Here is a 14,125-nt window from a genome sequence, read left to right as displayed (position 1 = left end):
ACTTGCTTTGTTTAGAGAGCAGCTCTTTTTTTAGCTTCTTTCACAAACGTATTCATGGCCTGATATAATTTTTCCTTGATTTCTTTGAGATTAGCTTGTTGTAATTCTTTATTGGCAACTAACTGTTGACCGTTCACCCAAACGGCTTCAACATTGCTAGCATTTGCTGAATAGACCAACGCTGAATAGGCATCAAAAATCGGAAACATATTAACTGATTGCGTTTCAATTAATGTTATATCCGCTTTTTTGCCCACTTCCAATGAGCCGACTTGCTCCGCCAAGCCTAACGTTTTAGCGCCCCCCATCGTTGCCAGATAAACAATTTCTTTAGCAGGAAACAAGGAGCGATCTTGGTGTGCTGTCTTATGAAAATTCGCAACCATGCGCATTTGGGTGAATAAATCTAATGTATTCCCACTACTAGGTCCATCCGTGCCTAAACCGACAATAATCCCTTGATCAAGCATTTGCTTAATCGGCGCTACGCCCTTGGCTGATTTAGTATTCGCACCGATACAATGAGCGACACGCGCTTTTCCATTAGTAGCAGCTAAACTCGCAAGATCTTCATCTGTTGCCAAAATACAATGCGCTAAAATAAACGGCTCGCTCAAATAACCCAGTTCTTCTAAGAAAGCAATTGGTGTTTTTTGATAGGCTTTTTCAAACTCAGCCATTTCATAAGTCATTTCAGCAACGTGCATGGTCACAGGAACTTGGTATCGCCGACTAAGTTCAATAATTTTTGCCAACACTTCTGGTGAGTTGGTATTCGGTGCATGTGGCGCAAGTATAGGCGTAATCAACGGATGGCCTTGCCACTTGCGAATAAAGGTTTCCGCGTAAAAAAGACCGCCTGAAGGTTCTGGACTATCACAAGTGGGCATATCAATAATCGTCTCTCCTAGCAAAGCACGAACACTCATTTTTTCGCAACTTTTAGCAATTTCATCTTCAAAATAATACATATCACAAAAGCTCGTAATACCACTCAGTAACATTTCAGCAATTGCATAATCACTACTGCATCCTACTAATTCTTTTGTCATGAATTGTTCTAATGGAAAAAGAAAACGCCGGAGTCGATCTGGCACATCGTCTCCTAACGAACGAAACGGAATCATGCCTACATGGGTATGGGTGTTAATCATCCCAGGCATTAAAATTCCATTTTGGCCATCGATCACTTGATTTGCAGCCATTCGCTTTTCATCAAGTGTGGTCATTGGTTCTAATTCAACAATTGTGTCTTCTTCAATCACTAAATAGCCGGCTTTGATTTCTGAAAATTGCTCATCCATTGTTAGTATATGCACATTTTTAATGAGTGTTTTCATGCAAAAGAACTCCATCCTCTGGAAAAACTAATGGATAGAAACGTTGTGACTTCGTATCCATCATCCCAAAATCTGTCACTTTAATGGCTGGCGAGACAGGCAATGATAGTGTAGAAAAGGACATGATTTCATTCATATTTTGATAGCCTAACGCTTGCATAGCTTGTCGAACTTTTTGTAAAGAAGCGCCTAATTGTTCAATCGGTGCTTGCGATAAAATCCCACCAATTGGTAAAGGACAAGTTGCCATCACTTGCTGATCCGAAGCAACCAAATAGCCGCCTTGCATCGCTAATAATTCATTCTGCGCTAATAAAATATCCTCAATCGTATTACCCATCACCATTAAATTATGATGATCATGGGCCCAGGTTGTCGCAATGGCTCCTTTCTCGGAAAGGGGTTGATCCATTAAAGAAAAAGAAATATTGCCATTTTTTCCGTAACGTTCCATCACAATTAATAAGGCACAGTTGGCTTTTTGCCATTGCAACAATCCATTTTCAACAGGAATTTCTTTTGTAATTCGCTCTGTAAATGTACCAATTTCTTGTTTTTGAATCACATTACAACGAACTGTTTCTTTTATTGTAGCCACCTTTAAAAGTAAATCTTCTTCTGTTAACTTTTTACATTGGATGGTTTGTTGGTAAGCGGCTGGAAACTCTTCAATTTTTTCTGGATAATGGAAGGGCTCACCTTTTTCAAAAACGACCTTTCCAGATTTATAAACCGTATTAATATCAAAACTTTCTAAGTCATTTAATAACAAAAAGTCAGCTTTTTTACCAGGTGCAATTTCGCCACGATCATGGAGACCCATTCGTTTGGCCGGCGTATAAGTTGCCATATAAATGGCTTTTTCGATAGGCAACCCTGCTTGAACGGCTTTTTTGACATTTTCATTTAGATGACCTTTTAGCAAATCATCAGCCATCACGTCATCCGTGATAATACTTGCATAATTGTAGAAGTCATTGTCTACTATCACCTGAATGTTTTCAGGAGTGATTGATTTATTTTGAAATTGAATAAAGACGCCCGCTTCAATCTTTTCTTTTAACGTTTTAGGAAATTGATGGGTATGATCTGAAGTGATACCACTATATAGAAAATCTGCTAACTCTTGATCTTCGATTTTAGGACAGTGGCCTTCTAAAGGCATGGTTGGTCGTTGTTTTTGACACAAATCGATAATTTGACGAATTAAAGAATCTGGCTCATAGGAAATCCCTTTAAAATTCATGGCTTCCCCTAAACAAATCACTTTTGGTTCTTTGAGTAATTCTGCTACTTCTGCTAAGCCGATAATCCCACCAGTTGTTTCTAATTCGGGAGTGGTCGAAGGAACCGAGGAAGGAATTGCGTGAAAGATATCTAGTTCTGTTTCAGCGGCCATAAAAGCTTTTAAGCCTTCTAAGCCAAATACGTTAGCCATTTCATGGGCATCGGCAATCACCGTTGTCACACCGTAACGCACTACTGCTTTGGAAAAAATAGTAGGTGTCGTCATGGAACTTTCAATATGCATGTGTGCATCAATTAAGCCGGGAATCATCCATTGATTCTCGGCATTAATTGTTTTTTTGGGCTGCAAATTGACGTTCTCTTCTTCATAAATGTAATAAAATTTATCATTTTTAATCGCAACATTTCGTTGAACGAATGTTTGAGTGACTGTTTGATACAGCCACACATTTTTTAGTAATACATCGACGTTCATTTTGTCCCTCTTTTCTAAAACTATTGATTCATCGTCCGATTCCATTGATCAATCCAATCCGCTAGTTGACTATTAATAAAATTAAAATCGACTGTTTTGGCACGTTCGGCAATGGCACCATATGTTTTATTTTTCGCTTCTTTTTCGCTTAGCGTTACTTGTTGATTTGTAGGTCCTTCATTTAATGAAATCGCTTTGGCCTTTTGTGATTCTTCACTAATCCGTGCGTTAACAAATTTAAAGGCGGTTTCTTTGTTTTGTGCTTTTTTAGGAATATTGACTGTATTATAGTTGGCATACGTGCCGCTTTCTGGGACGACATACGTCACGTTTTCTGCTGCGCCTTGAATAATATCAACCGCAAAATCAGCCACCACAGCTGCTTCAATTTCACCAGATTGGAACATATTAGCTAAGTCTGACGATTTTGAATACGTTTTAACAACGTTTGGTTTTAATTCTTTCATCGCTTCAAAAGCGGCCTTCCCGTTATCTTTTGTAATATCTTGACCAGCATGTTCACTAGCAACGTACAACATTAAAGGACCTGCCGTCGTGGCAACGTCTGGAACAGAAATTTTACCTTTCAAATCAGCTGACCATAAGTCATCCCAGTTTTTAATTTCTTTGCCTAATTTTTCTTTGTTGTAAACAATCCCGATACTGTTTACAGCGATTGGTACGCCAGCACCACTTTCAAAAACCTCTTTTGCTCCCGGCGTTAACTGACTTAAATTAGGTACTTCTTTTTCTGTAATTTTTTCAAATAACCCTTCTTTTCCACCTTGTGCTGCATTTGCTTGTGCTAATTCAATGACATCAATTCCCGCATTGGGATTATTTTTTAATTTCGTAAAGCGGTCTGCACTATTGCCTACTTCTAAGGTAACTTTCGCTTCATTCTCTTTTTCAAATGGAGCGATGATGTCTTTTTTGACAATATCTTCACTTAATCCGAAAGTTGAAACGACTAAAGCATTACTTCCACCTTTGCTCTCGCTTTTCGTAGTTGCTTCGCTGTTTCCACAAGCAGTCATTAATAACGTTGCAGCGACTAATGTCCCTAAAATTACGCGTTTTTTCATTTTTAAATCTTCCTCCAAAATGGTTTTTATTTTTCTAAAATAACTAATTTCTCAGCTGGAAAAGCCAAGTGAATGGTTTCGTTTGTTTCATATAACTGTTCACTTGTTCCATTAACCAGCAATGTACCTAACGCTGTTTCCACTTCATATTGATAGCTTTTCCCTAAAAATGTTCGGACAGCGACAGTACCTGCGACAGTATTAGTAGCAGCTTCTGAAACAATCTCAATGTCCTCTGGACGAATCGTTGCCACCGTCGTTGTAACATTTGGTTCAGGATTAGTCGTTTTCACTATTTGATTTGTTTGTGTCCGATAATGACCAGCTTCCATTTTTTCGACAGAGAAAAAGTTTTCAAAACCGATAAATTCAGCGACAAACTTAGTACGAGGCAAACGATAAATCGTTTCTGGTGAATCATATTGTTCAATCACGCCATTATTCATAATGGCCACTTTATCTGAAATAGAAAAACATTCTTCTTGGTCATGTGTGACAAAAACTGTCGTAATGCCTAATTGTTGTTGAATCCGTTTGATTTCAATCCGCATTGCTACTCGCAATTTTGCATCTAAATTACTCAACGGTTCATCTAGTAGTAATAGTTTAGGTTCGATAATCAGAGCACGTGCTAGCGCAACCCGCTGTCTTTGACCACCAGATAATTGTTTTGGATAACGGTCGCCCAAGCTTTCTAAACCACATACTTTTAGCATTTCCGTGACTTTTTGGTCCATGGTTTGTTTGCTTTCTTTGCGTAATTTCAACCCAAAAGCGACATTTTCTGCAATCGTTAAATGGGGAAATAACGCATAGCTTTGAAAAACCATCCCGAAGTTTCTTTTATGGACAGGAACCTTTGTTAGTTCTTCTTGGTCAACGAAAAACTGTCCGTCGTTTGGCTTAATTAATCCAGCAATCACTCTTAGCGTAGTCGTTTTACCACAACCACTCGGTCCTAATAAAGAAACTAATTCTCCTTTTTCCATTGAAATATTTAAATCTTTTAAAATATCTTGTTTTCCGTCATAGCTGACGCGAATATCTTTTAAATCCACAAAAGTCAAAATTTTCTCCTCTTTCTATCTCGTGCTTCTTCCATGTTTTAGGCAATGGAAGCTAGTCCCAACGTTTTTTCAATTAAAAACATTAAGCCCATTGTTAGTAGCATCAACAATACAGAAATTGCTGAAACAGTTGGATCATAATTGTATTCCATATAACTTAATAAAGAAGTAGGCAGCATCGTCACACCGGGACCTGATAAAAACATCGATACAGGAACATTGTTAAACGAATTGACAAATGCTAACATAAAGGCTGCAAAAATTCCTGAAGACACATTGGGTAAAACAATTTGAATGAATGCTCGCAATCTTGTACAACCTAATGTCCAAGCTACTTCTTCCATTGAATAATCTAGTTGTTCCATACTTGACCCAACCACTCGAATAATATAAGGCAAACTAATTAAAAAATGCCCCATTAATAATCCTTGAAAGACAGGCAAACCTAATTTAATAACAATATATTGAAATAACGTATACCCGACCACAATTCCTGGAATCACAGTTGGGGATAAGAAAAAGCTTTTAATAAAGTTGCGCCCACGAACGGAATAACGTGCCAGCGCATAGGAAGCCGGAATCCCTACTATTAATGCTAAAACAGTCGCTAATACCCCAATCAACAAGCTTAACTTAAAACTGTCCATAAACGTTTCCGATTGTAAGGCTTTGGCGTACCAATCTAAAGTAAATCCTTTAATCGGAAATTGAATCGCTGCGGCTGTTCCAAAAGAAGTCACCACAATCAAACATAATGGTAAAAATAAAAACAGAAAAACTAGAATTGCAATAACAGATAGTCCTTTTTGCTTACGCATGATTTGCTTCTCTCCGATCTACTTTCTTAGCGACCATGTCTAGGCCTTTCATCACAATTAATGTCGTTAAAATCATAATAAATGCAAGAACACTCGCCGATTGCCAATCACCTAAAGTATTAGCCTTTTGATATAAGAAGGTCGACATCATCATTTTTTGGTTACCACCTAACAGCTGTGGCGTCGTATAAGCCGTTAAAGTTCCTGTAAACACTAATATACTTCCTACAATGGTGCCTGGAATTGATAAAGGTAAAACAATTTTCCGAAAAGCCGTCATTGGATTGGCACCTAGCGTCTCAGCCGCTTCTAGCATTTCTCCTTCAATGTTTTCCATAACCCCAACTAAGGTCATAATCATTGTTGGTAAAAATAAATACACTGAACCGATAATAATTGCAAATTCTGTATACAATAAATTCAGCGGTTGCTCAATTAAGCCTGTTTTTAATAACAACGTATTCACTACACCGTTTTTTCCTAAAATGTTAATCCAAGCAAAACTTCGAATAACTGAATTGGTTAATAGTGGAAACAAGGTCATAGCCATTAAAAAGCCACGCCATTTTTTGGAAACTCCAGCAATAAAGTATGCCGTTGGAATGCCCAACACAATTGAAATACCCGTCACAATTAACGAAACTCTTATCGTTCGCCAGAAAATTGAAACATTATAGTCATCTTTAAAAAAAGTAACATACTGATTTAGTGTCAAGCCATGATCAGTAAAAATGGTTGGCAAAATGCTAGTAATTAATGGAATCATTAAGAAAAATAATAATAGTACTAGCCCCGGTGCCACAATTAAATAAGGAACTTTCTTGTTCATTCGTACACTCCTCGTTCGTTTTTTCACTTCATCAGTATACGCAAGGAAAACGTATATTTCAACACATTTTCATCTTTTTGTTCGTTTTTAAACCCGAACGTTCGTATATTTTTTCGGAAAAGGTTATTAAAAAATAAAACACGAACATTAAACAAAAAAACACAAACAAAACTGTTTGTGTTTTTTGTCAACTTTTTTATTTATCATTTAATTTTCTTGGAACGTTTGATCCTTTTCCATCATTTTCACTATAATACCATCTTGATACACCTGATAATATCCGAACAATTCATTCTCTTTTGAGACACTATTCTTTTCAGATATAATTTGAACAACATAACTTCCTTTATTTGACTGCTTAAACGTATAATGAAACGCCGAGTCATTCGTTGGTATCCCTAAACCATTTTGTAAAAATTCAATCGCTTCCTGTTTAGTATAAGATTCTGCTTCTAATTGCGTTCCTAAATGCGGATTTTTTTGATCAACAAATTGTCTTGCTTTGTCATTATTAGCAGACTTTTCTATAACGACTTCCTGTTGCGAATTCCTACTTCCTGAACAGCCAGTTAATACAAATAAAATCACCAACAACCCCAAACACTTACTCAAAGTTTTCTCCTCCTCTCCCTTTTCATTAGTGATACCTGATGATTTCTTTTATATTTTAGCATGCTTGATATAACGAATGGTGCTCAAAAAAGACAGAATCAACAAGTAAAAATTGTCGACTCACCTTTCTCAACTAATATTAAAAACCATCTGTCTCAATATTTTCGAATTTCCTGTAAATTACTGATAAATAAAAACAGCTCCTTTTGCGTATACTTATATTATCAGCACCTAAAGGAGGAACTTTCTTGAAGCAAAAAAATCTACTCACTTATCAATCACTTGCAGCCTTGTTGCTAGTATTCAGTCTCTTTAGTTTTGACCCATCGGTTTCTTTTGCCACCCGTTCTGGAAAAACGCCCGTTTCAGTTGAACTAGAAATTGGAGGGCTGCCTGGTGATGAATCGGTTGACGATGCCATTTATCCTGATTTAGAAAATCCTAACACTAGTTTTGACTTGCTCTTTATTCCGAAAGAATTTACTTTTGAAACCCAAGCGATTTCTGGTGATTTAACGGCAGTTCCTATACGACCTTCTGAAGGCAATACTCATACAATGAGACACTTCGGGATGGGGGATGTTCGCGGAGCCTTAACTGGTTGGCATGTCACTGCTGAAATCCCACACATGCGAAACGAAGCTCATTCTTTACTAGGCATCATTACGTTTCAATTAACAGGCGGCTATGCTCGCTATGACAAAACGTTAAGGCGTTTCTTTATGACAAATACAATGTATGGACTGGATTTTTCAGAAGATCCTGCTGCACCCGACTTCCCGACCAACCCAATTATTATCGGTAACGGTGCCACTTTAATGAGTAACGCTGGTGATAGAAAAGGACAAGGAATGTGGAGCGGCCGCATGACCGATATTTCTCTTGCAATCCAAACCCCTGTTTCACAATTATTTCCTGGCGCATGTACAGGTTCGATTATCTGGAATTTAATCTCTGGACCTGCATAAAATAAAAAAAACGCTTAGAAAACTAGCGGAATCACTACTCTTCTAAGCGTTTTTTTATATCATAAGGACTATTTGCTCCTTCTATTTGTCTAAGCATGCTTTACCACTTTTCGTTTAACGAATCACTTGGCCCCAACGGTAATCAAACTGATACTCTTGATTACCATTATTCAGGTTAATTTTGTATAAATAACGCGGGACTTTAATGAATAACGCATCCTCTACTTGAAAAGCTTCAATAGGTACATTTTCTTTAGTTAAAAGCAACGGTGTTTGCCACTCGTATGTTTTTTTCTGCCAATTGTATAAGCCAACTATCGCTTGATTACTTTGTCTTTTCTTGTATGACAGAACATAATAATTTGCTTCATCTTTCTTGCCTAATAAAACTGGTGCTATTAGTTGCTCTTCTAGTTTTCCTTGCACTGTTGTACGCTCTTCCGATGACAGCTCTTGACCAATTTGACTCTCATTTGAATCTACCGTCCATTTAGGCGCTTCTTGTGTTTGAAAGACTTCTTTGAAAGTTGGGTCTTGTTTTAACTGCCAATTTTTCAAATCTAATTGATAATATCGATTGTTTAATCCATAAATATAGAGATAGCGATTATCCATAAAACGATAATCAACGAAATCAGAGCTTAAACAGTCTTTTAATTCAGGGAATTTCTTCACTAAATCCGCTTCAGAAAACTGTTTTTTCCCTGTTTTTGTATCTAGTAAGTAAATGGCCTCGTTATCAGCATTATTCAAAACCACATATTGATCTGTTTGACCAATTAAATAATCACGCCAGCCTAAACGTTTACTCCACATTCGTTCGCCCGTCTGACTATTAACAGAAATCACTTGAAACAATGAGTTACTAGTGCTAATGCCATTCGTTCGTCCATTTGGGATAATCATTCGCTCGATAGAAGTTAATCCTTTCGTTTTTTCAGAATAAAACGTCGCACTTTTCTCTTCAATCGTTACTGAACGAAACATTCCGAAAAAGATTAAACCAGCAAAATGTACCACTGCAAGATAAACCAACAAAATTAACGCATAGGGAACCAGTCTCCTTGTACTCCGCCTTCTTATTAAGGAAATAACCAAAATACCACTAATTACTATAAAAATAATTGCTACAATGATGACAAAAATATCATGATAGAGCCAACCAGATAATTGCCAACTTCTATAAAGTGTGTCCATTACGCCATCCTTTCCAATTGTTATTTGCTTATTATAAAAAGGATACTATTTTTTTTTGAAAAATAACAACAAAAAGCGACGAACAGCAATAAGCCCATTCAAGTTGACTAACTAGGTCAACTTGAATGGGCGTGGAGAAATGTGCCTTGTTATTCAGTTATTCCGCTTCTTCAATTGCAGACAAAGCTTTTGCAATATCAATTTCTTTATTCCGATAATCAGCATCATGAACTGGAAAATGCTGCCGCAATTCTGCTGCTTCCATCCACGAAACAGTCCCTTGTTTAATGCCAAAATCAAGAATGTGCCCACCAAATTGGTGATCCTCACTGATAAAGTGCAAATGAAACCCTGCGGCAGAGGCACCATGAAATAATTTAGGTGTAAAGAACCCTACAACTGTTCCCTGAATATTCTCCGCTGTAAATTCAGGTTGATTGCGTGCGGCTTCTACAAATGGTGGATACGGTTTTTCTTGTTTAGGTGCCACACGGACATGCATCTTCGCAAAAAGACCGCTAATTTTAATTGCCGCAAAAAAATTAGGACTAATTTTTTCTAAAATTTGTGCTTTAATATTTTCATCGGTTTCTGTTGATACAGGGAATGCGCCATCTTCTTGAAAACGAGTAACTGCGGCATATGGCGTTAATTCTTCGCCTTCTAGAATAGCAATTTCGCCAGTTTGATTTGCATGATACAATGTACCGTCCAATAAAATAATTTCGCCATTTGATCCTTCTAATGTCCCAATTCCAAAATCACCTTGCGTGAGTAACGTACCAATTTCTGCCGTTCCTGCCATCAAACTTTCCATTAAACCGCCTAGCGTACCATGTTGATAAACATATTGTTCGCTCATTTTTCCATCTCCTAATAAAGTTGATCTGGTAACAATGTTTTACCTAATTCTTGATTATCTGAATAATCCACAGGAACATCAATAATCACTGGGCCTTCTGTTTGCATTCCTTCTTCTAAAGCTGCGGCAAATTCTGCTTGTGAATGCACTCGAACCCCTTTGGCTCCAAAAGCTTCAGCATATTTCACAAAATCAACTGGACCAAAATCTACGCCAGAGGATCGATTATATTTCATTTCTTCTTGGAATTTAACCATATCATAACTACCATCATTCCAAATAATATGCACGATATTTTGCTTTAAACGAACCGCTGTTTCTAATTCTTGCGCCGAAAATAGGAAACCGCCGTCCCCAGAAACAGAGATAATTTGTGTATTCGGACGAACCAGCGCAGCCGAGATTGCCCAAGGCAAAGCGACACCTAATGTTTGCATACCGTTACTAAATAATAAATGACGCGGTTCATAACTTCTAAAGTGGCGAGCCATCCAAATGTAGTGACTCCCTACGTCAACAGTAACTGTCATTTCATTCGTGGTTTTTTCTTGAAGCGTTTGAACAATTTCTAATGGATGTAATCGATTTTCAATTGTACTTGTTTTTACTTCTTTAATCGTTAATTTTTCTTGAAGCGTTTCTAAATAATCTTGCGCATCTTCTGTTAATATTGGTTCACTAAATGCTTCTGATAATTTCAAAATATTTTTAGACATATCACCAATTAGCTCTTCTTCCGGTTGCATATATTGATCAATTTCCATTTGAACTTCATCAATAACAATAACGCGCGCATCTTTTTCTGCATTCCAATTACGTGCTTCATATTCAATTGGGTCATAACCAATCGCAATCACTAAATCACTTCTTTTTAACAAACGATCCCCAGGTTGGTTTCGAAATAAACCAACACGCCCAAAGAAATGTTCTTCTAATTCTTTTGAAATAATTCCTGCTCCTTGGAACGTTTCCACGACTGGCAAACCAGTTATAGCAACCAATTCACGAATGGCTGCGGTAACTTTTCGTGCAGAGGCCCGCATTCCTAAAAGTAAAACAGGTAATTTCGCTTGCTTGATTCGTTCAGCTAAAGCTGCGATTGTTTCTGCTGATGCATGGCCCAGTTTCGGAGCCGACAAAGGCTTAATTGCTTCGCCTGTCACCGGACTATCTGTGACATCTTGTGGGATCGATAAGAATGTTGCGCCTTTTTTCGCTGTTTTGGCGATACGGTAAGCATTGGCAATATTTTCAGATAATGTTTCTGGATCTTGAATTTCTGTACTGAATTTTGTTATTGGACTAAATAATGCAGCATTATTCATGCTTTGGTGAGTTAATTTTGACAAATCGGACCGTTTCACCTGTCCAGCCAATGCTAAAACAGGGTCCCCTTCTGCAGTCGCAGTTACTAACCCAGTTGCTAAATTGCTGGCACCAGGTCCACTAGTTGCAATAACTAAGCCAGGCTCTCCCGTCAAACGACCAATCCCTTGTGCCATAAAGGCTGCATTTTGTTCATGTCGAGCTAAAATTAATTCTGGACCTTTGTCAACTAATGCATCAAAAACTCCATCAATTTTTGCACCGGGAATCCCAAAAATATAGGGCACTTCGTGATTGATTAAACTTTCTACTATGATATCTGATCCTTTTTTACTCACTGTTATACCTCCGATTAAAATCTGTACTAATTACAAATACAAAAATACCACTAAAATTCTAATTAATCAACAATGAAACACCTTAAAAACGTGTAATATACTAATTCGCATATTTTAATAGAATTGAGATATTTCAAAAGATTAAGCAAAAATAATGCAAAATACCTTAAAGTTTTATAGTCTTTCAACAATTATTATATACTTCTTCACTAAAAATTAGTAAGATTAACCTATAAGAAAAAAATCACAACCTGTGATAAATTATTGGAGGAAAAATATGTCAAAAGGGAAGAAAATTTTTGCCATTATCTTTGGAATTATCTTGGTTCTATTTCTTGCAGTTGTTGGAATGGGAGCAAAACTTTATTGGGATGTTTCTAAATCAATGGATAAAACCTATGAAACAGTAGAACGATCTAAAAAAAGTCAGGTCAATTTAAACAATAAGGAGCCTTTTTCTGTTTTATTATTAGGGATTGATACAGGCGATGATGGGCGTGTCGAGCAAGGTCGTTCGGATACAACAATTGTTGCAACAGTTAATCCTCGTGACAAGCAAACAACCTTAGTCAGTCTTGCTCGCGATACCTATGTTGATATTCCAGGTCAAGGAAAACAAGATAAATTGAATCACGCCTATGCTTTTGGTGGCGCATCTTTAGCAATGGACACAGTTGAAAACTATTTAAACATATCTATTAATCATTATGTTTCAATCAATATGGCTGGTTTAAAAGAATTAGTCAACGCGGTTGGCGGAATCGAAGTGAACAATAATCTGACTTTTTCTCAAGACGGATATGATTTTACGATTGGTAAAATTTCATTGGATGGTGAACAAGCACTCTCCTATTCAAGAATGCGTTACGAAGATCCTAATGGTGACTACGGCCGCCAAGAACGTCAAAGAAAAGTGATTGAAGGCATCGTCCAAAAAGTCTTAAGTCTTAATAGCGTGAGCAACTATCAAGAAATTTTAACAGCTGTTTCTGATAATATGAAGACAGATTTAAGTTTTGATGACATGAAAAAAATTGCCTTAGATTATCGCAGTGCCTTTGGTAAAGTGAAACAAGACCAACTTCAAGGTACTGGTTTTATGCAAGATGGTGTTTCCTATCAACGTGTGGATGAACAAGAATTAACTCGTGTCCAACAAGAGTTGAAAAATCAATTGAATAACTAAGTAAAAGCATGTACCAGACAATAAAATACGTCTGATACATGCTTTTAAAATCTTAAATCGAACTATCCTTACTCAAAAATCAATTCGTAGTATTTTCCAATGATTTATTCCGTATAACACTAGTATGCTTACTAAACAATAAAATAATTCATCCATCGTTCCTGAACCCATCCCTAAAAATGTTAAAATGTAAAAAGGAGACTGCAAAAGAACGACCCATCCGATAGTTGATGCTCCAATATTTATTAAAATAGGAACAATCATCACAAAAACTAAATTAAAGATCGTTAAAGTCACTCCCTGTATATGAAAGAATAAATACATTGTTATACCTAAAACTAAGTAGAATAACGGCAACAATATATAAGAAGCTAATAGGACAGTCAACACTTTCCATGAAACAGCTACTGAAAGAACCATGCTTAAAAGAGCACAAACACCGATTAATAAAAATCCTGCTAACAAGCCCAAACATAGTCCACAAATCAACAGCGAGAACAAATAAAGATGGCGACCTTGCCTCGTTTTAAAATAATAATCACTAATTCGTGAACCTTGATCGTCAACAACAAAGGACACTACTAAAATCGGTAATAGCAAGCTGTTAATAAAATTCATCGCACTGATATAATCATTTACATCAAACATATCGCCAAAAAAATAATTTAAAAATGGTGGAACTAACCCTAAAATGGCAAACATAATGAGATAGCTTCCAGAAAACCAAAAAATTCTGCGCTGAATATCTTGTTTTAACACAGCTTTCACTTTCAT

13 protein-coding genes are annotated in these 14,125 nt (G+C 36.9%); 2 read left to right on the top strand and 11 right to left on the bottom strand.

Going from position 1 to position 14,125, the window contains the following annotated elements; genetic code table 11:
- Positions 1 to 11: 11 nt before the first annotated feature.
- The 7 genes from IGL23_RS05110 to IGL23_RS05080 all read right to left on the bottom strand — a co-directional run bounded on the left by IGL23_RS05110 (position 12) and on the right by IGL23_RS05080 (position 7,474).
- Complete coding sequence (locus IGL23_RS05110; protein ID WP_033594992.1) at positions 12 to 1,340, bottom strand: amidohydrolase; 1,329 nt, start codon at positions 1,338 to 1,340, stop codon at positions 12 to 14.
- Complete coding sequence (locus IGL23_RS05105) at positions 1,324 to 3,108, bottom strand: adenine deaminase (protein ID WP_033594993.1); 1,785 nt, start codon at positions 3,106 to 3,108, stop codon at positions 1,324 to 1,326. The genes IGL23_RS05110 and IGL23_RS05105 overlap by 17 nt, the downstream gene beginning before the upstream one ends.
- The gene (locus IGL23_RS05100; protein WP_002357914.1) at positions 3,084 to 4,148 is read right to left on the bottom strand and encodes an ABC transporter substrate-binding protein; all 1,065 of its coding nucleotides are present in this window, start codon (positions 4,146 to 4,148) and stop codon (positions 3,084 to 3,086) included. The genes IGL23_RS05105 and IGL23_RS05100 overlap by 25 nt, the downstream gene beginning before the upstream one ends.
- Positions 4,149 to 4,174: 26 nt before the next feature.
- Positions 4,175 to 5,215 (bottom strand): ABC transporter ATP-binding protein, encoded by a 1,041-nt coding sequence (locus IGL23_RS05095; RefSeq protein WP_002384674.1) that lies wholly within the window; start codon positions 5,213 to 5,215, stop codon positions 4,175 to 4,177.
- Between the two features lie 38 nt (positions 5,216 to 5,253).
- Positions 5,254 to 6,033: an ABC transporter permease gene (locus IGL23_RS05090; protein WP_002357916.1), complete on the bottom strand. Its 780-nt coding sequence runs from the start codon at positions 6,031 to 6,033 to the stop codon at positions 5,254 to 5,256.
- The gene (locus IGL23_RS05085; RefSeq protein WP_002382189.1) at positions 6,026 to 6,862 is read right to left on the bottom strand and encodes an ABC transporter permease; all 837 of its coding nucleotides are present in this window, start codon (positions 6,860 to 6,862) and stop codon (positions 6,026 to 6,028) included. Before IGL23_RS05085 ends, IGL23_RS05090 begins: the two co-directional genes overlap by 8 nt.
- Before the next feature lie 207 nt (positions 6,863 to 7,069).
- Positions 7,070 to 7,474 carry a hypothetical protein gene (locus tag IGL23_RS05080; RefSeq protein ID WP_002369569.1) on the bottom strand — a complete coding sequence of 135 codons (405 nt, stop codon included), beginning with the start codon at positions 7,472 to 7,474 and terminating at the stop codon, positions 7,070 to 7,072.
- Positions 7,475 to 7,680: 206 nt separating this feature from the next.
- Between IGL23_RS05080 and IGL23_RS05075 the strand changes: the two genes are divergently transcribed.
- Positions 7,681 to 8,442, top strand: coding sequence for a WxL domain-containing protein (locus IGL23_RS05075; protein WP_033594995.1), 762 nt, complete (start codon positions 7,681 to 7,683; stop codon positions 8,440 to 8,442).
- Positions 8,443 to 8,556: 114 nt separating this feature from the next.
- Here the strand turns inward: IGL23_RS05075 and IGL23_RS05070 are convergent, their stop codons facing one another.
- From IGL23_RS05070 to alsS, 3 genes are all read right to left on the bottom strand, one after another.
- Entirely contained in the window at positions 8,557 to 9,639 is a 1,083-nt protein-coding gene (locus tag IGL23_RS05070) for a PA2928 family protein (RefSeq protein WP_002369571.1), read from the bottom strand.
- 157 nt (positions 9,640 to 9,796) lie between these two features.
- On the bottom strand, positions 9,797 to 10,501 hold the full coding sequence (gene budA / locus IGL23_RS05065) for an acetolactate decarboxylase (protein ID WP_002369572.1): 705 nt from the start codon (positions 10,499 to 10,501) through the stop codon (positions 9,797 to 9,799).
- An 11-nt stretch (positions 10,502 to 10,512) separates the two neighbouring features.
- A complete protein-coding gene (gene alsS, locus IGL23_RS05060) occupies positions 10,513 to 12,165 on the bottom strand; it encodes an acetolactate synthase AlsS (protein ID WP_002357923.1) in 1,653 nt (550 codons plus the stop codon).
- A gap of 277 nt (positions 12,166 to 12,442) precedes the next feature.
- Between alsS and IGL23_RS05055 the strand changes: the two genes are divergently transcribed.
- Positions 12,443 to 13,351, top strand: coding sequence for an LCP family protein (locus IGL23_RS05055; protein ID WP_033594997.1), 909 nt, complete (start codon positions 12,443 to 12,445; stop codon positions 13,349 to 13,351).
- Between the two features lie 72 nt (positions 13,352 to 13,423).
- On the opposite strand, the gene IGL23_RS05050 is transcribed toward IGL23_RS05055, so the two are convergent.
- Positions 13,424 to 14,125: a hypothetical protein gene (locus IGL23_RS05050; RefSeq protein ID WP_002377775.1), complete on the bottom strand. Its 702-nt coding sequence runs from the start codon at positions 14,123 to 14,125 to the stop codon at positions 13,424 to 13,426.

Source organism: Enterococcus sp. MSG3299 (genome assembly GCF_050555765.1).
GTDB lineage: Bacteria > Bacillota > Bacilli > Lactobacillales > Enterococcaceae > Enterococcus > Enterococcus faecalis.
The sequence above is the reverse complement of the archived record's forward strand: the minus strand, read 5'-3'. Positions and strand labels throughout refer to the sequence as shown.

Coding starts and splice junctions, on each gene's coding strand:
- IGL23_RS05090 (WP_002357916.1), bottom strand. CDS start 6,033: ATGCGTAAGCAAAAAGGACTATCTGTTATTGCAATTCTAGTTTTTCTG.
- IGL23_RS05100 (WP_002357914.1), bottom strand. CDS start 4,148: ATGAAAAAACGCGTAATTTTAGGGACATTAGTCGCTGCAACGTTATTA.
- IGL23_RS05050 (WP_002377775.1), bottom strand. CDS start 14,125: ATGAAAGTGAAAGCTGTGTTAAAACAAGATATTCAGCGCAGAATTTTT.
- budA (WP_002369572.1), bottom strand. CDS start 10,501: ATGAGCGAACAATATGTTTATCAACATGGTACGCTAGGCGGTTTAATG.
- IGL23_RS05105 (WP_033594993.1), bottom strand. CDS start 3,108: ATGGAATCGGACGATGAATCAATAGTTTTAGAAAAGAGGGACAAAATG.
- IGL23_RS05110 (WP_033594992.1), bottom strand. CDS start 1,340: ATGAAAACACTCATTAAAAATGTGCATATACTAACAATGGATGAGCAA.
- IGL23_RS05055 (WP_033594997.1), top strand. CDS start 12,443: ATGTCAAAAGGGAAGAAAATTTTTGCCATTATCTTTGGAATTATCTTG.
- IGL23_RS05085 (WP_002382189.1), bottom strand. CDS start 6,862: ATGAACAAGAAAGTTCCTTATTTAATTGTGGCACCGGGGCTAGTACTA.
- IGL23_RS05070 (WP_002369571.1), bottom strand. CDS start 9,639: ATGGACACACTTTATAGAAGTTGGCAATTATCTGGTTGGCTCTATCAT.